At 73.9% G+C, this 12,989-nt stretch carries 16 protein-coding genes, 1 pseudogene and 1 riboswitch; of the genes and pseudogenes, 9 read left to right on the top strand and 8 right to left on the bottom strand.

What is annotated here, in order from left to right; translation table 11 throughout:
- Positions 1-49: 49 nt before the first annotated feature.
- The 3 genes from ACYVLT_RS05450 (at position 50) to ACYVLT_RS05460 (ending at position 2,434) form a co-directional block, all read left to right on the top strand.
- The gene (locus ACYVLT_RS05450) at positions 50-916 is read left to right on the top strand and encodes a RecB family exonuclease (protein ID WP_461118985.1); all 867 of its coding nucleotides are present in this window, start codon (positions 50-52) and stop codon (positions 914-916) included.
- Positions 917-980: 64 nt separating this feature from the next.
- Positions 981-1,757 (top strand): thioesterase family protein, encoded by a 777-nt coding sequence (locus tag ACYVLT_RS05455; protein WP_461119246.1) that lies wholly within the window; start codon positions 981-983, stop codon positions 1,755-1,757.
- A gap of 44 nt (positions 1,758-1,801) precedes the next feature.
- Positions 1,802-2,434, top strand: coding sequence for a phosphoribosyltransferase (locus ACYVLT_RS05460; protein ID WP_461118986.1), 633 nt, complete (start codon positions 1,802-1,804; stop codon positions 2,432-2,434).
- Here the strand turns inward: ACYVLT_RS05460 and ACYVLT_RS05465 are convergent.
- The 3 genes from ACYVLT_RS05465 to ACYVLT_RS05475 all read right to left on the bottom strand — a co-directional run bounded on the left by ACYVLT_RS05465 (position 2,419) and on the right by ACYVLT_RS05475 (position 3,545).
- Positions 2,419-2,706: an antibiotic biosynthesis monooxygenase family protein gene (locus ACYVLT_RS05465; RefSeq protein WP_461118987.1), complete on the bottom strand. Its 288-nt coding sequence runs from the start codon at positions 2,704-2,706 to the stop codon at positions 2,419-2,421. The genes ACYVLT_RS05460 and ACYVLT_RS05465 overlap by 16 nt on opposite strands.
- Positions 2,703-2,966 carry a phosphoribosyl-ATP diphosphatase gene (locus ACYVLT_RS05470; protein WP_033434999.1) on the bottom strand — a complete coding sequence of 88 codons (264 nt, stop codon included), beginning with the start codon at positions 2,964-2,966 and terminating at the stop codon, positions 2,703-2,705. Before ACYVLT_RS05470 ends, ACYVLT_RS05465 begins: the two co-directional genes overlap by 4 nt.
- Before the next feature lie 123 nt (positions 2,967-3,089).
- The gene (locus ACYVLT_RS05475; RefSeq protein WP_461118988.1) at positions 3,090-3,545 is read right to left on the bottom strand and encodes a GNAT family N-acetyltransferase; all 456 of its coding nucleotides are present in this window, start codon (positions 3,543-3,545) and stop codon (positions 3,090-3,092) included.
- A gap of 82 nt (positions 3,546-3,627) precedes the next feature.
- Here ACYVLT_RS05475 and ACYVLT_RS05480 point away from each other — a divergent pair, with 82 nt between their 5' ends.
- Positions 3,628-4,803, top strand: coding sequence for a GNAT family N-acetyltransferase (locus ACYVLT_RS05480; protein WP_461118989.1), 1,176 nt, complete (start codon positions 3,628-3,630; stop codon positions 4,801-4,803).
- 1 nt (position 4,804) lies between these two features.
- On the opposite strand, the gene ACYVLT_RS05485 is transcribed toward ACYVLT_RS05480, so the two are convergent.
- Both ACYVLT_RS05485 and ACYVLT_RS05490 read right to left on the bottom strand, forming a co-directional pair.
- Complete coding sequence (locus tag ACYVLT_RS05485; RefSeq protein WP_461118990.1) at positions 4,805-5,551, bottom strand: nucleotidyltransferase domain-containing protein; 747 nt, start codon at positions 5,549-5,551, stop codon at positions 4,805-4,807.
- Positions 5,552-5,573: 22 nt separating this feature from the next.
- Entirely contained in the window at positions 5,574-6,422 is an 849-nt protein-coding gene (locus ACYVLT_RS05490) for a LysE family transporter (RefSeq protein ID WP_461118991.1), read from the bottom strand.
- A gap of 18 nt (positions 6,423-6,440) precedes the next feature.
- On the opposite strand from ACYVLT_RS05490, the gene ACYVLT_RS05495 reads away from it, so the two are divergent.
- The 3 genes from ACYVLT_RS05495 to ACYVLT_RS05505 all read left to right on the top strand — a co-directional run bounded on the left by ACYVLT_RS05495 (position 6,441) and on the right by ACYVLT_RS05505 (position 8,315).
- Positions 6,441-7,091 (top strand): (2Fe-2S)-binding protein, encoded by a 651-nt coding sequence (locus tag ACYVLT_RS05495; RefSeq protein ID WP_461118992.1) that lies wholly within the window; start codon positions 6,441-6,443, stop codon positions 7,089-7,091.
- A 54-nt stretch (positions 7,092-7,145) separates the two neighbouring features.
- Positions 7,146-7,329, top strand: a riboswitch (cobalamin riboswitch).
- A 31-nt stretch (positions 7,330-7,360) separates the two neighbouring features.
- The gene (locus tag ACYVLT_RS05500; protein ID WP_461118993.1) at positions 7,361-7,564 is read left to right on the top strand and encodes a CbtB domain-containing protein; all 204 of its coding nucleotides are present in this window, start codon (positions 7,361-7,363) and stop codon (positions 7,562-7,564) included.
- A 10-nt stretch (positions 7,565-7,574) separates the two neighbouring features.
- A complete protein-coding gene (locus ACYVLT_RS05505; protein WP_461118994.1) occupies positions 7,575-8,315 on the top strand; it encodes a CbtA family protein in 741 nt (246 codons plus the stop codon).
- On the opposite strand, the gene ACYVLT_RS05510 is transcribed toward ACYVLT_RS05505, so the two are convergent.
- Positions 8,304-8,966 carry an HAD family hydrolase gene (locus tag ACYVLT_RS05510; RefSeq protein ID WP_461119247.1) on the bottom strand — a complete coding sequence of 221 codons (663 nt, stop codon included), beginning with the start codon at positions 8,964-8,966 and terminating at the stop codon, positions 8,304-8,306. The genes ACYVLT_RS05505 and ACYVLT_RS05510 overlap by 12 nt on opposite strands.
- A gap of 230 nt (positions 8,967-9,196) precedes the next feature.
- On the opposite strand from ACYVLT_RS05510, the gene ACYVLT_RS05515 reads away from it, so the two are divergent.
- Together ACYVLT_RS05515 and ACYVLT_RS05520 are read left to right on the top strand one after the other, a co-directional pair.
- Positions 9,197-10,093: a PAC2 family protein gene (locus tag ACYVLT_RS05515; protein ID WP_360447631.1), complete on the top strand. Its 897-nt coding sequence runs from the start codon at positions 9,197-9,199 to the stop codon at positions 10,091-10,093.
- On the top strand, positions 10,090-11,301 hold the full coding sequence (locus ACYVLT_RS05520) for an MFS transporter (RefSeq protein WP_461118995.1): 1,212 nt from the start codon (positions 10,090-10,092) through the stop codon (positions 11,299-11,301). The genes ACYVLT_RS05515 and ACYVLT_RS05520 overlap by 4 nt, the downstream gene beginning before the upstream one ends.
- Here the strand turns inward: ACYVLT_RS05520 and ACYVLT_RS05525 are convergent.
- Together ACYVLT_RS05525 and ACYVLT_RS05530 are read right to left on the bottom strand one after the other, a co-directional pair.
- Positions 11,246-12,421, bottom strand: a pseudogene (locus ACYVLT_RS05525) (MFS transporter); the annotation flags it as partial. The gene ACYVLT_RS05520 and the pseudogene ACYVLT_RS05525 sit on opposite strands and share 56 nt — an antisense overlap.
- Positions 12,418-12,975 carry an ArsR/SmtB family transcription factor gene (locus tag ACYVLT_RS05530; RefSeq protein WP_461118996.1) on the bottom strand — a complete coding sequence of 186 codons (558 nt, stop codon included), beginning with the start codon at positions 12,973-12,975 and terminating at the stop codon, positions 12,418-12,420. The gene ACYVLT_RS05530 and the pseudogene ACYVLT_RS05525, both read right to left, overlap by 4 nt.
- Positions 12,976-12,989: the final 14 nt, after the last annotated feature.

Consider the following 12,989-nt stretch of genomic DNA (forward strand, 5'->3'; position numbering starts at 1 on the left):
CGCCGTTCGAACCCGATCTTGTCGGGGTCGTGGCCTATGGTTCTGGGCCATGGCAGTGCCGACGATCACCGAGCGCCCTGTTCGCAGGCCAGCGCTGTCGCCTTCGAGAGCGGGCGACTTCAAGCAGTGCCCGCTGCTCTACCGCTTCCGCGCCGTCGACCGGCTGCCCGAGAAGCCGACCAGGGCGCAGGTGCGCGGCACGGTGGTGCACGCGGTGCTGGAGGACCTGTTCGGCCTGCCCGCCGCCGAACGGCTGCCGGAGACGGCACGGGCACTGGTGGGTCCGGCGTGGGAACGGGTGCGGGCCGAGCGGCCGGAGTTCGCCGAGCTGTTCGCCGAGGACGACCCCGAGCAGGAGCGGTGGCTGGCCTCGGCGGAGGAGCTGCTGGACGGCTACTTCGGGCTGGAGGACCCGCGTCGGTTCGACCCGGACGCCCGTGAGCTGCTGGTGGAGTGGGAACTGCCCTCCGGTGTGCTGCTGCGCGGGTACATCGACCGGGTGGACGTGGCGCCGACCGGCGAGATCCGGGTGGTCGACTACAAGACGGGCGCGGCGCCGCGCGAGGTCGGCGAGGCCAAGGCGCTGTTCCAGATGAAGTTCTACGCGCTGGTGCTGTGGCGGCTGCGCGGCGTGGTGCCGCGCCAGCTGCGGCTGATGTACCTGGCCGACCGGCAGGCGTTGGCCTACCAGCCCGACGAGGCGGAGCTGGCCCGGTTCGAGCGCACGTTGGAGGCGATCTGGAACGCCATCCTGCGCGCGGCGAAGTCCGGCGACTTCCGGCCGAGCCCGAGCAGGCTGTGCGACTACTGCGACCACAAGGCGCTGTGCCCGGCGTTCGACGGCACGCCGCCGCCGTACCCGGGCTGGCCGGAGCCGGACGCCGGCGTGGAGACCGCGCTGGACCGGGCCGACTGACCCGGGACCCGGCCGGGGTTCGACCGATGGGTTGCGCTGATGGGGTCGCGCTGATGAGGTCGCGCTGATGGACGCGTTCTACGAGCGGCTCGACGACGACCGGTTCGCCGCCACCGGGCACACCACCGGGCCGTGGGGCGACGACAGCCAGCACCTGGGGCCGCCGTCGGCCCTGCTGGTGCGGGCGTTGGAGCGGTGCGCACCACGTCCGGGCGTGCTGCTGTCACGGGTGGTGTTCGAGGTGCTGGGCCCGGTGCCGGTGGCGGAGCTGACCGTGACGGCGTCGATGGCCCGGCCCGGGCGCTCGGTGGAGCTGCTGACCGCGGCGCTGGCGCACCGGGGCAGGCCGGTGCTGCGGGCGAGCGCCTGGCGGATCGTCGTCGGCGACACGGCGGCGGTGGCGTCCGAACCCGGCGGACCACCGGCGCCGCCGTCGGCGTGCGAGCCGATGGCCATCCCGGAGCACTGGCGGGGCGGCTACCTGGCCGCGATGGAGTGGCGCTCGGTGAGCGGCGGGATCTTCGCGCCCGGTGACGCGGTGGTGTGGGCGCGGGCGCGCGTGCCGGTGGTGGCGGGCGAGGAGCCGAGCGCGGCGCAACGCCTGTTCACCGTGGCGGACTCGGCGAGCGGGGTGTCCAGCCGGCTCGACATCCGCACCTGGTACGCGATCAACACCGACCTGACCGTGCACCTGCACCGCGAGCCGGTCGGCGAGTGGTTCGCCCTGGACGCGCGGACGGTGATCGGCCCGTCCGGTGTCGGCGTGGCGAGCAGCGTGCTGCACGACCAGCACGGTCCGGTGGGGCGCGGCGCACAGTCGCTGTTCGTGCGGGAGCGCTAGGTGCCGTGCTCGCAGTACGCGCACGACGGGCGCACCATGGGGGTGTGAGGTTCGCCGACCGCTCCGAGGCAGGCCGGGTGCTCGCCCGGGCGCTGGTCGGCGAGCCGTGGACCGATCCGCTGGTGCTCGGCCTGGCCCGCGGTGGCGTGCCGGTGGCGTTCGAGGTCGCCGCGGCGTTGGGCGGCGAGCTGGACGTCGCCGTGGCGCGCAAGATCGGCGCGCCCGGTCACCCGGAGTACGGCATCGGCGCGGTCACCGCCGAGGGCGAGCCCATCTTCGACCACGACGCGCTGCGCGTGCTCGGCCTCACCCCGGACGACCTGGCCGAGACGTGCGCGGCCGAACGGCGCGAGGCACGACGGCGGCTGGAGCTGTACCGCGACGGGCCGGTGCGGCTGGCGGGCCGCGACGTGCTGGTCGTGGACGACGGCCTGGCCACCGGCGTCACCGCCCGCGCCGCGCTGCGCGAGGCCCGCGGACAGCACCCGCGCCGCCTGGTGCTCGCGGTGCCGGTGGGCGCGGCGGACTCGGTGCGCGCCCTGGGCGCGGACGCCGACCTGGTGGTCTGCCCGCACCCGCGCACCGACTTCCGGGCGGTCGGCCGGTTCTACGGGCACTTCGACCAGACCACCGACGACCAGGTGGTCGACCTGCTGCGCGGTCAGACCGGGCGGTAGTGCTCGACGGTCGGGAACGGGTCGTAGAAGTGGTGCAGCAACGCCTTCCACCGCGGGTACAGCGGTCCCTGCCGGAAGCCGACGGTGTGGTCCTCCAGCGTCTCCCACCCCACCAGCAGCAGGTACCGGGACGGCTGCTCGACCGACCGCCGCAGGTCCAGCGAGACGAACCCGGGCGACCGCGCGATGACCGCGCGCGCCTGCTCGAACGCCCGCTCGAAGTCCGCCTCCAGACCGGGGCGGACGTCGAGCGCGGCGACCTCCAGGATCACAGGTGCTTGTACACGTCCTCGAGGGTCAGCCCGCGGCCGAGCATCAGCACCTGCACGCGGTACAGCAGCTGGGAGACCTCTTCGGCCAGGCGCTCGTCCGACTCGTGCTCCGCGGCGATCCACACCTCGCCGGCCTCCTCCAGCACCTTCTTGCCCTGCGCGTGCACCCCGGCCTCCAGAGCCGCGGCGGTGGCGGAGCCCTCAGGGCGGGTGCGTGCGCGTTCGCTCAGCTCGGCGAACAGCTCGTCGAAGGTCTTCACGGGGTCTGATCCTCCCATCCCCCGAACGGCCGCAGGAACCCAGGTCAGGCATCACGACGACCGCGCCTGCGAAGGTTCGCCGCGGTGGCGGTCGGACCGCCCGGCGAGGTCACCGCGCGACCGTCAGATCCCGTAGTGCGGGCTGCGGAACGGCCACGCCTCGGTGATCCACCTCGGCACGAACGCGTCCAGCGCGCGCTCCAGGTCGGTGCCCGCGTGCTCGTCCACGACCCACCACGAGATCTGCGCGTCGTCGGCACGCTTGGGATCGTCGACGGGGTCGATGTAGACGCACCCGAGCAGCTCGGTCTCGTCGGCGTTGAAGAGCGCGTAGTTGAACGACTCGTGCGCGTCCTGCTCGCGTTCGTGCCGGGCCAGGTCGACGCGGTCGTGCTCGTGGGTCATGTCCGCGGGCGGCCAACCCCACTTCTCCCCGTACCGCGACCACAGCCGTTCCCGCGAACCCATCACGGCCGGGTAGTCGATGTCCACATCGGACTCGCGAATCGGCCGGAGGTGGTGTTCGCCGTCGAGCGGCACGCGGGTCGGGTGGGCGAAGTCAGCGGGAAGCCACGGCATGCGCGGATTCTGCGTGGGCGGGCCCGCGACCGCCACCGAAAATCCGATGGCGCCACCGCGGGCGCGCCGACACACTGCACCGATGACCGAGGGGTTGGTGCTGCGGGCCGCGCGCCCGGAAGACCTCGACCAGATCGGCGCGCTGCTGGTCGAGCGGGGCGAACCGGCGGACGCGGTCGACCACCGACTGGTGGTCGAGGACCCAGACGCGGGCTGGGAGGCGTGCGCGGTCGTCGTGGACGGCGACAAGGTCGTGTCCACCGCGACCCTGCTGGACGAGACGCTGGTGCTCGACGGGGTGGAGATCCCGGCGGGCCAGGTGGAACTGGTCGCCACCGACCGCGCCTACGAGGGCCGGGGGCTGGTGCGGGCGCTCATGGGTTGGGCCCACGAACGGTCCGTCGCACGCGGCCAGCTGGTGAACGTGATGCTCGGCATCCCCTACTTCTACCGCCGGTTCGGCTACACCTACGCGATCCCGATCTCGGCCACCCGACCGGTCACGGGGCGTCCCGACGCCGGCGGGCACGCGCTGCGCGAGGCCACCACCGACGACATCCCGACGATGGCCCGCCTGCAGGACGCCGAGCAGGCGCGGGCCGACTTGCGGATGCCGCACTCCCCCGGTCTGTGGCGGTGGTTGGTGGCCCGTGACGGCAGCACGGAGTGGCTGGTGGAACGGGACGGCGTGCCGGTCGCCACCGGTCGCACCACCCCGCCGGAGGAGGGCGTTCGGCTGTGCGAGGTGGCGGCCGTGGACGAGGCGGCGGCGCACGCGCTGCTCGCGTTGACCGGGGCCACCGAGCTGACCGAGCGGCCGGGCACCGTCGCGGGCGAGGCGCTGGAGCCGTTCCTGGGGCCCGCGGCGGAGGAGGCGAACTCGTACTACGTGCGGATCGGCGATCCCGTCGCGTTGCTGGAGCACCTGCGGCCGGTGTTCGGCCGGCGGTTGGTGGACGGCGGTTTCGCCGACCGGGAGGGCGAGGCGGTCGTCTCGTTCTACGAGTCGCACGTGCGGCTGCCGTTCAAGGCGGGCGAGGTCGGGTCGGTCGTGCCGGGCGGGACGATGCAGGCGCCGGGCGCGGCGGGCGGCGCGGGCGTGGCGCCCGACCTGCTGGCGTCGCTGCTGTTCGGGCCGCACGGTTTGCGGGGCCTGACCACGCGTCACCCGGACGTGTACCCGGGTCCGAACGCCGACCTGATGCACACCCTGTTCCCGCCGGTGCGCGGCGACCTGATGACGTTCTACCTGCCGTAGGTCAGGCCGCCCGGAACAGCCGCTCCGCCTCGGCGATCGCCCGTGCCAACGCCTCGGGCTCCGGCCGCAGCCCTGCCACGACGGCGTCGACACCGCGCAGCCCGGCCTCCTGCAACAGCCGCTTCTCGTTCGTCGTCCAGTGACCACGTGCGGCGAGCACGGCGTGTGCGGTCTGCAACGCGGCGGTTGCCAGGGCTCCCGCGACTTCGACCAGCCGGCCGTTCGGGGCGTGGGCGGTGCGGGCGTAGCCCAGGGTGAGGGCCGCCCTCTCGTGCCACACCGGCGGTGCCGCCGCCCGCAGCGCCTCCGGGTAGGCCGGGCGGGGCAGGTCGCCGCGCAGCACCCGGTTCAGTGCGAGCTCGCCCACGACCAGGTAACTGGGGATGCCGGCGAGGTGGAACATCAGCGGCTCCCAGTGGAAGCGGCCCTGCTCGGCCTCGGCCAGTTCGTGCTCGACCACGTCGAGGTCGCGGTAGTGGACGTCCACCCGCCGGCCGTCGACGGTGAGCCAGGCGCCGCCGTTGAAGACGCCGCCGCCCCAACCGCCGACCTCGGAGACCTCGCCGGGCCAGCCGACCGCGCGCAGGTCGGCCGGGTCGAAGTCGCCCCGGTAGTAGACGGCGAGGTCCCAGTCGCTATCCGGGGTGTGGGCGCCTTGGGCACGTGAGCCGCCGAGGGCGACCGCGTGCACGGCGGGCAGGGCCGCCAACCGGTCGGCGACGTGGTCGAGGAACGCTTCGTCGGTCATGGGCACCACGATCTCCGGGCGTTCAGGGGGACGCGAACTCGACCCCCATCACCACGCCGGCGAGCACGAGCACCGCGCCGGCGCCGGTGAGGGCGCGCCGGTAACCGGTGTCACCGAGGCGTCGGCGGCCGCGGGCGACCAGGAGGGCGATCACCAGCTTGCCGCCGACGAGGGTCAGGTAGAACCCGATCAGCAGCGCCGCACCGGCGGCGGGCGACGCGCGCCAGGTGGTGATGGTCAACGGACCGAGCGCGGTCGCCCAGGCGAGCCACGGGTGCGGGCTGAGCACGTTCACCAGGACCGCTCGGCGGAGCGCACGCGAACCGGTTTTGTCGGACCCCGTCGGTAGAATCGAAAACAGGGGTCCCCTGGGCGGGGACGGCTGCGAAGCACGGCCTTCCTGCGGCACAACGGTCTCATCGGCAGCGGGCTCGCCGGCAGCGGGCGAATCGGCAGGTCCGCCGGTATCGACAGGGCGGTCGGCGGCGGCAGGTCGGGCGGGATCGGCAGGTCCGGCGGCGTTGGCGGGGCGGACGGCGTCCACCGGTCCGGCGGTGCCGGCGGAGCCGCCGGTCGCGGAGCCGGCGGTCAGGGTTGCCGACCGCGCCTCCCGGACCGTCTGCACGCCGCTCCACAACACGAACACCGCGCCCACGACCCCGAGCACGCCCAGCGCCCGCGCGGGCAGGCGGTCCAGCAGGAGCAGCGTCACGGCGACCACCACGGCGTCCGACAGCAGCGGCGCGCAAGCGGTCAGCGCGCCCGCCCGCCAACCCGAGCGCAGCGCCGACGTCACCACCAGCACCAACAGCGGCCCGGGGCTGATGCTCGCGGCCAGGCCGAGGGCCAGTCCCAACCCCAGTGCGTCCACGGCGGCAGACTAGGTCACGTGTCCGAGTTCGCCCGAGTCCTGACCACCCTGCGGCAGATCCGCGGCCTCAGCCCGTTCTTCGCCCTGGACGTCGGCCGGCCCGACGACACCTGGCACGACGGCGCGCGGCTGCTCGACGGCCCGGAGCTGCCCGACGCCCTCGACCGGATCGGCGACCGGTACCGCACCGGTGAACGGCGGGTCGCCGCGTCGCTGTTCTTCCTCGGCTACACCGCTCGGCTGCTGAGCCCGGTGGTCGCCGCACGCGCGGTCGACGGGGTCGCGCCGGACATCCGGCCCGCCAACCTGTGGTGGCGCTACCGCCCCGACGGTCTCCAGGTCCGGCTCAAGGACCCGCTCGCGGGCATCGGCGTGGCCGAGTCGCTGGCGCCGGTGGTGGAGGCGGTGCACGCGGTCACGCCGGTGGCGCGCGGCCTGCTGTGGGGCAACGCGGGGTCGTCCATGGCGGGCGCGTTGCGCGCGGTCCACCGCGGCGGGATCGACTGCTCCGGGTTGGCCGACGAGCTGTTCGCCGACCCGCCGCTCAAGGGCACGGGCGAGTTCATCCCGTTCCCCGGCGAGGTGGTGTTCCGGCGGCGCAGCTGCTGCCTGTACTACCGGCTCGACGGCGGCGGCACCTGCGGTGACTGCCCGTTGCCGCGGCGCTGACCGGCGCACGTGAGGAACACGACAACTCGTCTGGTCGGTTGTGCCAGCCCACGATCGACATCTACGGTTCGCAGCGCCGCAGTGGACGGGAAGCCGGTGTGAATCCGGCGCGGTCCTCGCCACTGTGACCGGGGAGCCAACCCGCCGAGAACGTCACTGGCCGCGTGGAGCGGCTGGGAAGACGCGGGGACGGCGTCGATCCGGGAGTCAGGAGACCGGCTGCGGCACGAGTTGTTGTTGACCTTCCACGAGGTATGGAGGAGGCCGTCATGACGAGCCCCGCGCACACCCCTGCTCTCACCGATCCCCGGGTCACCCCCGTTCCCAGGTGGGCCTACGCCGTCGCACTGGTCGCGTTGACCGTGACGTGGCTGGTCCTGCAGGAGAACGGCATCGCGCTCGGCCACGCCGCCGAGACCGTGCACGAGTTCTTCCACGACGGGCGGCACGCGCTCGGCGTTCCGTGCCACTAGGCGCGGCGACGTGAAAACACCCACCTACCAGGGGTTGCTGCTGCGCGGTGTCGGCGCGGGCGCGGTGTCCGGGCTGCTCGCGGGCCTGGTCGGCGTGCTCGTGGTCGAGGCGCCGATCCGGGCGGCACTGGCCGTGGAACGGGCACGTCCCGCGGCGCCGGGCTCGGATCACGAGCACGGCGAGTTGTTCAGCCGAGGCACGCAGGTGGTCGGCGGTGTGCTCGCCGCCGTGGTGGTGGGCGTCGCCGTCGGCGCGCTGTTCGCCACCGCGTACGCGGTGTCGCGGCGTTGGTTCGCGACCAAGGCGCCGTTCGTCCGGGCGGTGGCGCTGTCGGCGGCGGCGTTCGGCGCGGCGGCGTTGCTGCCCGCGGTGAAGTACCCGGCCAACCCGCCCGGGGTCGGTGATCCGCACACGGTGGAGTACCGCACGGTGCTCTACCTGGGGTTGATCGCGGCCGGGTTGCTGGTCGCGTTCGGGGCGGGCTACCTGGCGTCCCGGCTGGGCCACCTGAGCGGTCCGGTGCGCTGGACCGCGGTGGCGGGGGCCGTGGTGGCGGCGGTGGTCGTGCTGCTGGTGGCGTTCCCGGCGACACCGGACGTCGTGCCCGCCGACGTGCCGGCCGGCGTGCTGTGGGACTTCCGGGTGGCCTCGCTCGCCGAGACGGCGACGCTGTGGCTGGGTCTCGGTGTGGTGTTCGGCCTGCTGGTCGACCCCGCCACGCGTCGGGCCGAGCAGGGGTCAGCGGTCTAGCAGCGGGGCGAGCGTCTCCAGCGTGACGCCCACCAGGGAGTCGCGGAACACGCGGCGCTCGCCCTGCTCGACCGGCACGTCGCACGGCACCACCAGCACCGTGCAGCCGGCGGCCGCGGCGGAGCTCGCCCCGGTCGGCGAGTCCTCGACCGCGACGCACCTGGTGGGGTCCACGCCCAGCAGTCGTGCGGCCTTGAGGTACGGGTCGGGCAGCGGCTTGTTGCGGCGGTCCACCTCGTCACCGCACACCGTGACGTCGAACAGGTCGCGGCCGATGGTGTCCAGCGCGACCTCGGTCAGCCGCCGTTCGGTGGAGGTGACCAGCGCCATCGGCACACCCGAGTCGCGGACCGCGCGCAACGCCCCGGCCGCGCCGGGACGCCAGGGCAGGCCGGCCCGGAACAGCTCCTCGGTGCGCCGGCTGATCCACGCCGCACCGTCGGCGAGGTCCTCGTCGGTCGGTTCGACACCCGCCTCGGCGAACAGCAGGCGCATGGTCCGGGCCGTGCTGGAGCCCACCAGGGCGTGCCGGGTCGCGAGCGAGAGCGTGCCGCCCAGCTTCTCCACGAACTCGTTGAGCGGGATGTCCCACAGCTTCTCGGAGTCCAGCAGCGTGCCGTCCATGTCCCACAGCACAGCCTCGACCGTCATGTGCACCTTTTCCGTGATCACCCGCGTGGTGGTCGGCAAGACCTCGTGACGACGCCCATGACCTGCGCAGTCGTGCGGGGTCGGGTCGGCGGCCAGCAGCGTCGTGCCCATCGCGCCGTCCGCGACGGGCGCGCGGTCGGCGGGCGCGCCGAGGTGAGGCGGCGTGACACGAACCGACATGCGCCAAGCCTACGGCGTCGGGTGTGCGGCGGTGGTCGTAGTCTGGCCGCGTGACCGATCCGGACCAGGCCGCCCAGACCCCCTTCGACCCCAGCGAACCGCTCACCAACCCGATCATGGTTGCCGCGTTCGAGGGTTGGAACGATGCAGGCGACGCCGCCAGCACGGCGATCGAACACCTGCAACTCACGTGGGACGCGACGCCGTTGGCGGAGATCGATCCGGACGACTACTACGACTTCCAGGTGACGCGACCCACAGTCCGCATGGTGGACGGCGTCACCCGACGGGTTGAATTCCCGACGACCCGGTTGTCGGTCTGCCGCCCGCCGGGGTCCTCCACGGACGTGGTGCTGGTGCACGGGATCGAGCCGAACATGCGGTGGCGGAAGTTCGCCGCCGAGCTGCTGGGCCACATCGAGAACCTGGGCGTGACCACCGTGGTCACGCTGGGCGCGTTGCTGATGGACACCCCGCACACCCGGCCGGTGCCGGTGACGGGCACGGCGTACGACGAGGCGGCGGCGGCGAAGTACGGGTTGGAGCGGTCCCGGTACGAGGGGCCGACCGGCATCGTCGGCGTGTTCCAGGACCTGTGCGTGCAGGCGGGGGTGCCGGCGATCTCGTTCTGGGCCGCGGTGCCGCACTACGTCTCCCAGCCGCCCTCGCCGAAGGCGACGTTGGCGCTGCTGCACCGGGTGGAGGAGGTGCTGGACGTCGAGGTGCCGCTGGGCGCGCTGCCGGAGCAGGCCGAGGAGTGGGAGCGCACGGTCAGCGAGATGGCCGACGAGGACGAGGACGTGCGCAACTACGTGCGGGCGCTGGAGGAGCGCGGGGACGCGGAGATCCAGATCACCGAGGCCAGCGGTGACGCCATCGCGGCGGAGTTCGAGCGGTACCTGCGGCGGCGCGGGCGCGGTCCGGGCCGCGGGCCGACCGGGATGTGAGCAGGCCGCGCCCGACCGCCGGGCCGGTGGTCCGGGTGCGGTTGGCGGCGTTGTACGCGGGTGGGTTCCTGGGGCCGTTCGGTGGCGCGATGACGTCGTCGGTGCTGCCCGAGGTGGGTGCCGACTTCGGCGTGCCGGCGGGGTCGGCGGCGGCCTCGTTGACCTGGTACCTGGTGCCGTTCGCGCTGCTCATGCTGGTCTCCGGCACGTTGGGTGAACGGTGGGGCGCCCGGCGGACCGTGCGGGTCGCCTACGCCGTGTACGTGGTGGCGTCGGTGTTGTGCGCGGTGTCGTGGTCGTTTCCCGTGCTGCTGGGTGGACGGGCCGTGCAAGGGGCGGCGAACGCGTTCACCACTCCCCTGCTGCTGGCGGCGATCGCGGCGGTGACGCCGAAGGCCCGGTTGGGGCGGGCGTTGGGCGTGTTCGCGTCCATGCAGGCCGCGGGCCAGACGATGGCGCCGTTGCTGAGCGGGTTGGCGGCGGAGGCGTCGTGGCGGTGGGCGTTCGTGGGCGCGGCGGTGGTGGCCGGTGCGTTGGCGGTGGTCGGCTTGCCCGCCGATCCGCCGCGCGGGGGCGAGCGACCACGTCTGCGCGGCGCGTGGCGTGGCCGGACGCCGTGGTTGGCCGCCGCCGGGTTCGTGGCCTGGGGTTGCCTGGGCGGGTTGTCGTTCCTGGTGGCGCTGCGGCTGGGTGACTCGTTCGGGCTGGGCGCGGGGCAGCGCGGGTCGGTGCTGACCGGCTTCGGCCTGGTCGCGATCTGCACCGCGCGGCTCACCGGGTGGTCGATCGACCGGTTCGGCGCGCGGCGGTGCGCGGTGGCCGGTGCGGCGGTCGGCGGTGCGCTGCTGGCGGGGGTCGGCGTGCTGCCGTCGGTGGTGGCGGTGGGGGTGCTGTGGGCGGCGGCCGGTGCGACCAGCCAGGCGGTGACGGTGGGGTTGAACGCCCTGGTGCTGTCGGCGGACGGCGGCAACCGGGGTGGGTCGGTGTCGGTGGTGCAGTCGTTGCGGTTCCTGGGCGCGGCGGTGTCGCCGGTGGCGTTCGTGCCGCTCTACCACGCCGACCCGGTCAGCGCGTTCCTCGTGCCCGCCGCGCTGGTGTCGGCCGTGCCTCCCGTGCTGCTGCTGCACCGCGGTCGGTCGGCACGCGGGGGTCCAGGGTCGCCAGCGCCAGCACCCCGGCCGCCAGGTAGAGCCCGGCCTGGGCGTTGAGCAGGGTGGACAGGCCGAGCACGGGCGTCAGGGCACCGGCCAGCACCATGCCGAGCGCCTGACCGCCGTCGTAGAGGCTGACGAACGTGGCCAGCACCCGGCCGCGGACCTCGTCGGCGGAGTGCAGCTGGAGCACCGACATCATCCCGGCGCCCGCGATCACGCCCGGCACGCCCACCGCGACGAACGCTGCCAGGTAGTAGACCAGCGCGGTGGTGACGTGCGGCCCGTTCCAGCCGAGCGCGGCGATCGCGGCGAAGCCGACCAGCGACACGCCCAGGAGCCTGCCGGGTGCGAGCCCGCGCACCAGCACGCCGACCAGCAGGCCACCGAGCAGCCCGCCGACCGCCTGCACGCCGCGCAGCAGCCCCACCTCCGCCGCTCCCCCACCGAGCCGCTCGGTCACGAACACCACGAACAGCACCACGAACAAGCCCTGGGCGGTCGACATGAGCGCGACCACGGCGACCATCGGCCGCAACGGGCCCCGGATCTCGCGCAGGCCGTCCAGCCAGGCCCGCCACGCGGGGTTGCCCGCCGCACGCACCGGGTCGCGGGTGCCGAGCGCCGCCAGCAGGGTCGCCGCGAGCAGGAACGACGCCACGTCGGCCAGCACCACGCCCGGCAGCCCGGTGTAGCCGAGCAGCAGACCGCCCAGCGACGCGCCGACCAGCCGGGCCAGGTTGCCGTTCACCGCGACCAGCCCGTTGGCCGCCGCCACCTGCTCGCGCGGCACGAGCGTCGGCAGCAGCGCGTTCTTGGCCGGTTCGAACAACGCCGCCAGGCCAGCCTGCACCGCCGTCACCACGTTCACCAGCACCAGGTCGCCGGTGAGCAGCGGCAGCAGGGTGACCGCCTGCGCGAGGCTGACCAGCAGCATCAGCCTGCGCCGGTCGAAGCGGTCGGCCAGCACCCCGGCCAGCGGCGACAGCGCGAGGCTCGGCAGCAGCGCCACCACGAACGTCGTCGCGGTCGCCGCCGCGGAGCCGGTGCGCTGGTACACGTACACCGGCAGCGCGACCAGCAGCACCCAGTCGCCGATCTCGGAGACGAACCCCGCGATCCACAGCCGGCGGAACGCGGGCCGCCCCAGCGGGCCCGACGACAACCGGCCGGTCATCGCGGGAACGCCCGGATGCCGACGTGCGCGGGCAGCGCGCCCTCGGGCACGTCCTGGCGCACCGGCACGAGGTACGGGCGCAGGATGTCGTCGATCATGCCGAGCAGGCCGCCAAGCTCCTCGGCGGTCACGTTGACCGTGTAGCCGTGCATCGCGGAGGCCGCCAGCCACTCGCGCGGCAGTTCGTGCTGCCGGTCCAGGAACCGCTGCACCAGCCGGTTGTCCTCGTTGAGGCTCAACGCGAGCAGGGCGTCCTGCTGGGTGCGGACCTCCGGGTCGTCGGCGAACGCGCCGACGTCGTAGCCCACCGAGGTGGCCCGCCACGGCCGTTCCCGCGCGTCGCCCGCCTCGACCCGCTCGACGAACCCGGACTTGGCCAGCTGCCGCAGGTGCCAGCTGCAGTTGGAGGCGGTCGACCCGACCGCCTCGGCGCACTCGCTCGCCGTGCGCGGGCCGACCGCCAGCAGGTGGTGCAACAACGACACGCGCAGCGGGTGCGCCAGCGCCTTGAGCGCGTCGACATCGGTGACCCGTCGGGGCCCTGGGAGGTCCATGACCCCGACGGTAG

It is taken from the genome of Saccharothrix stipae (assembly GCF_054781895.1).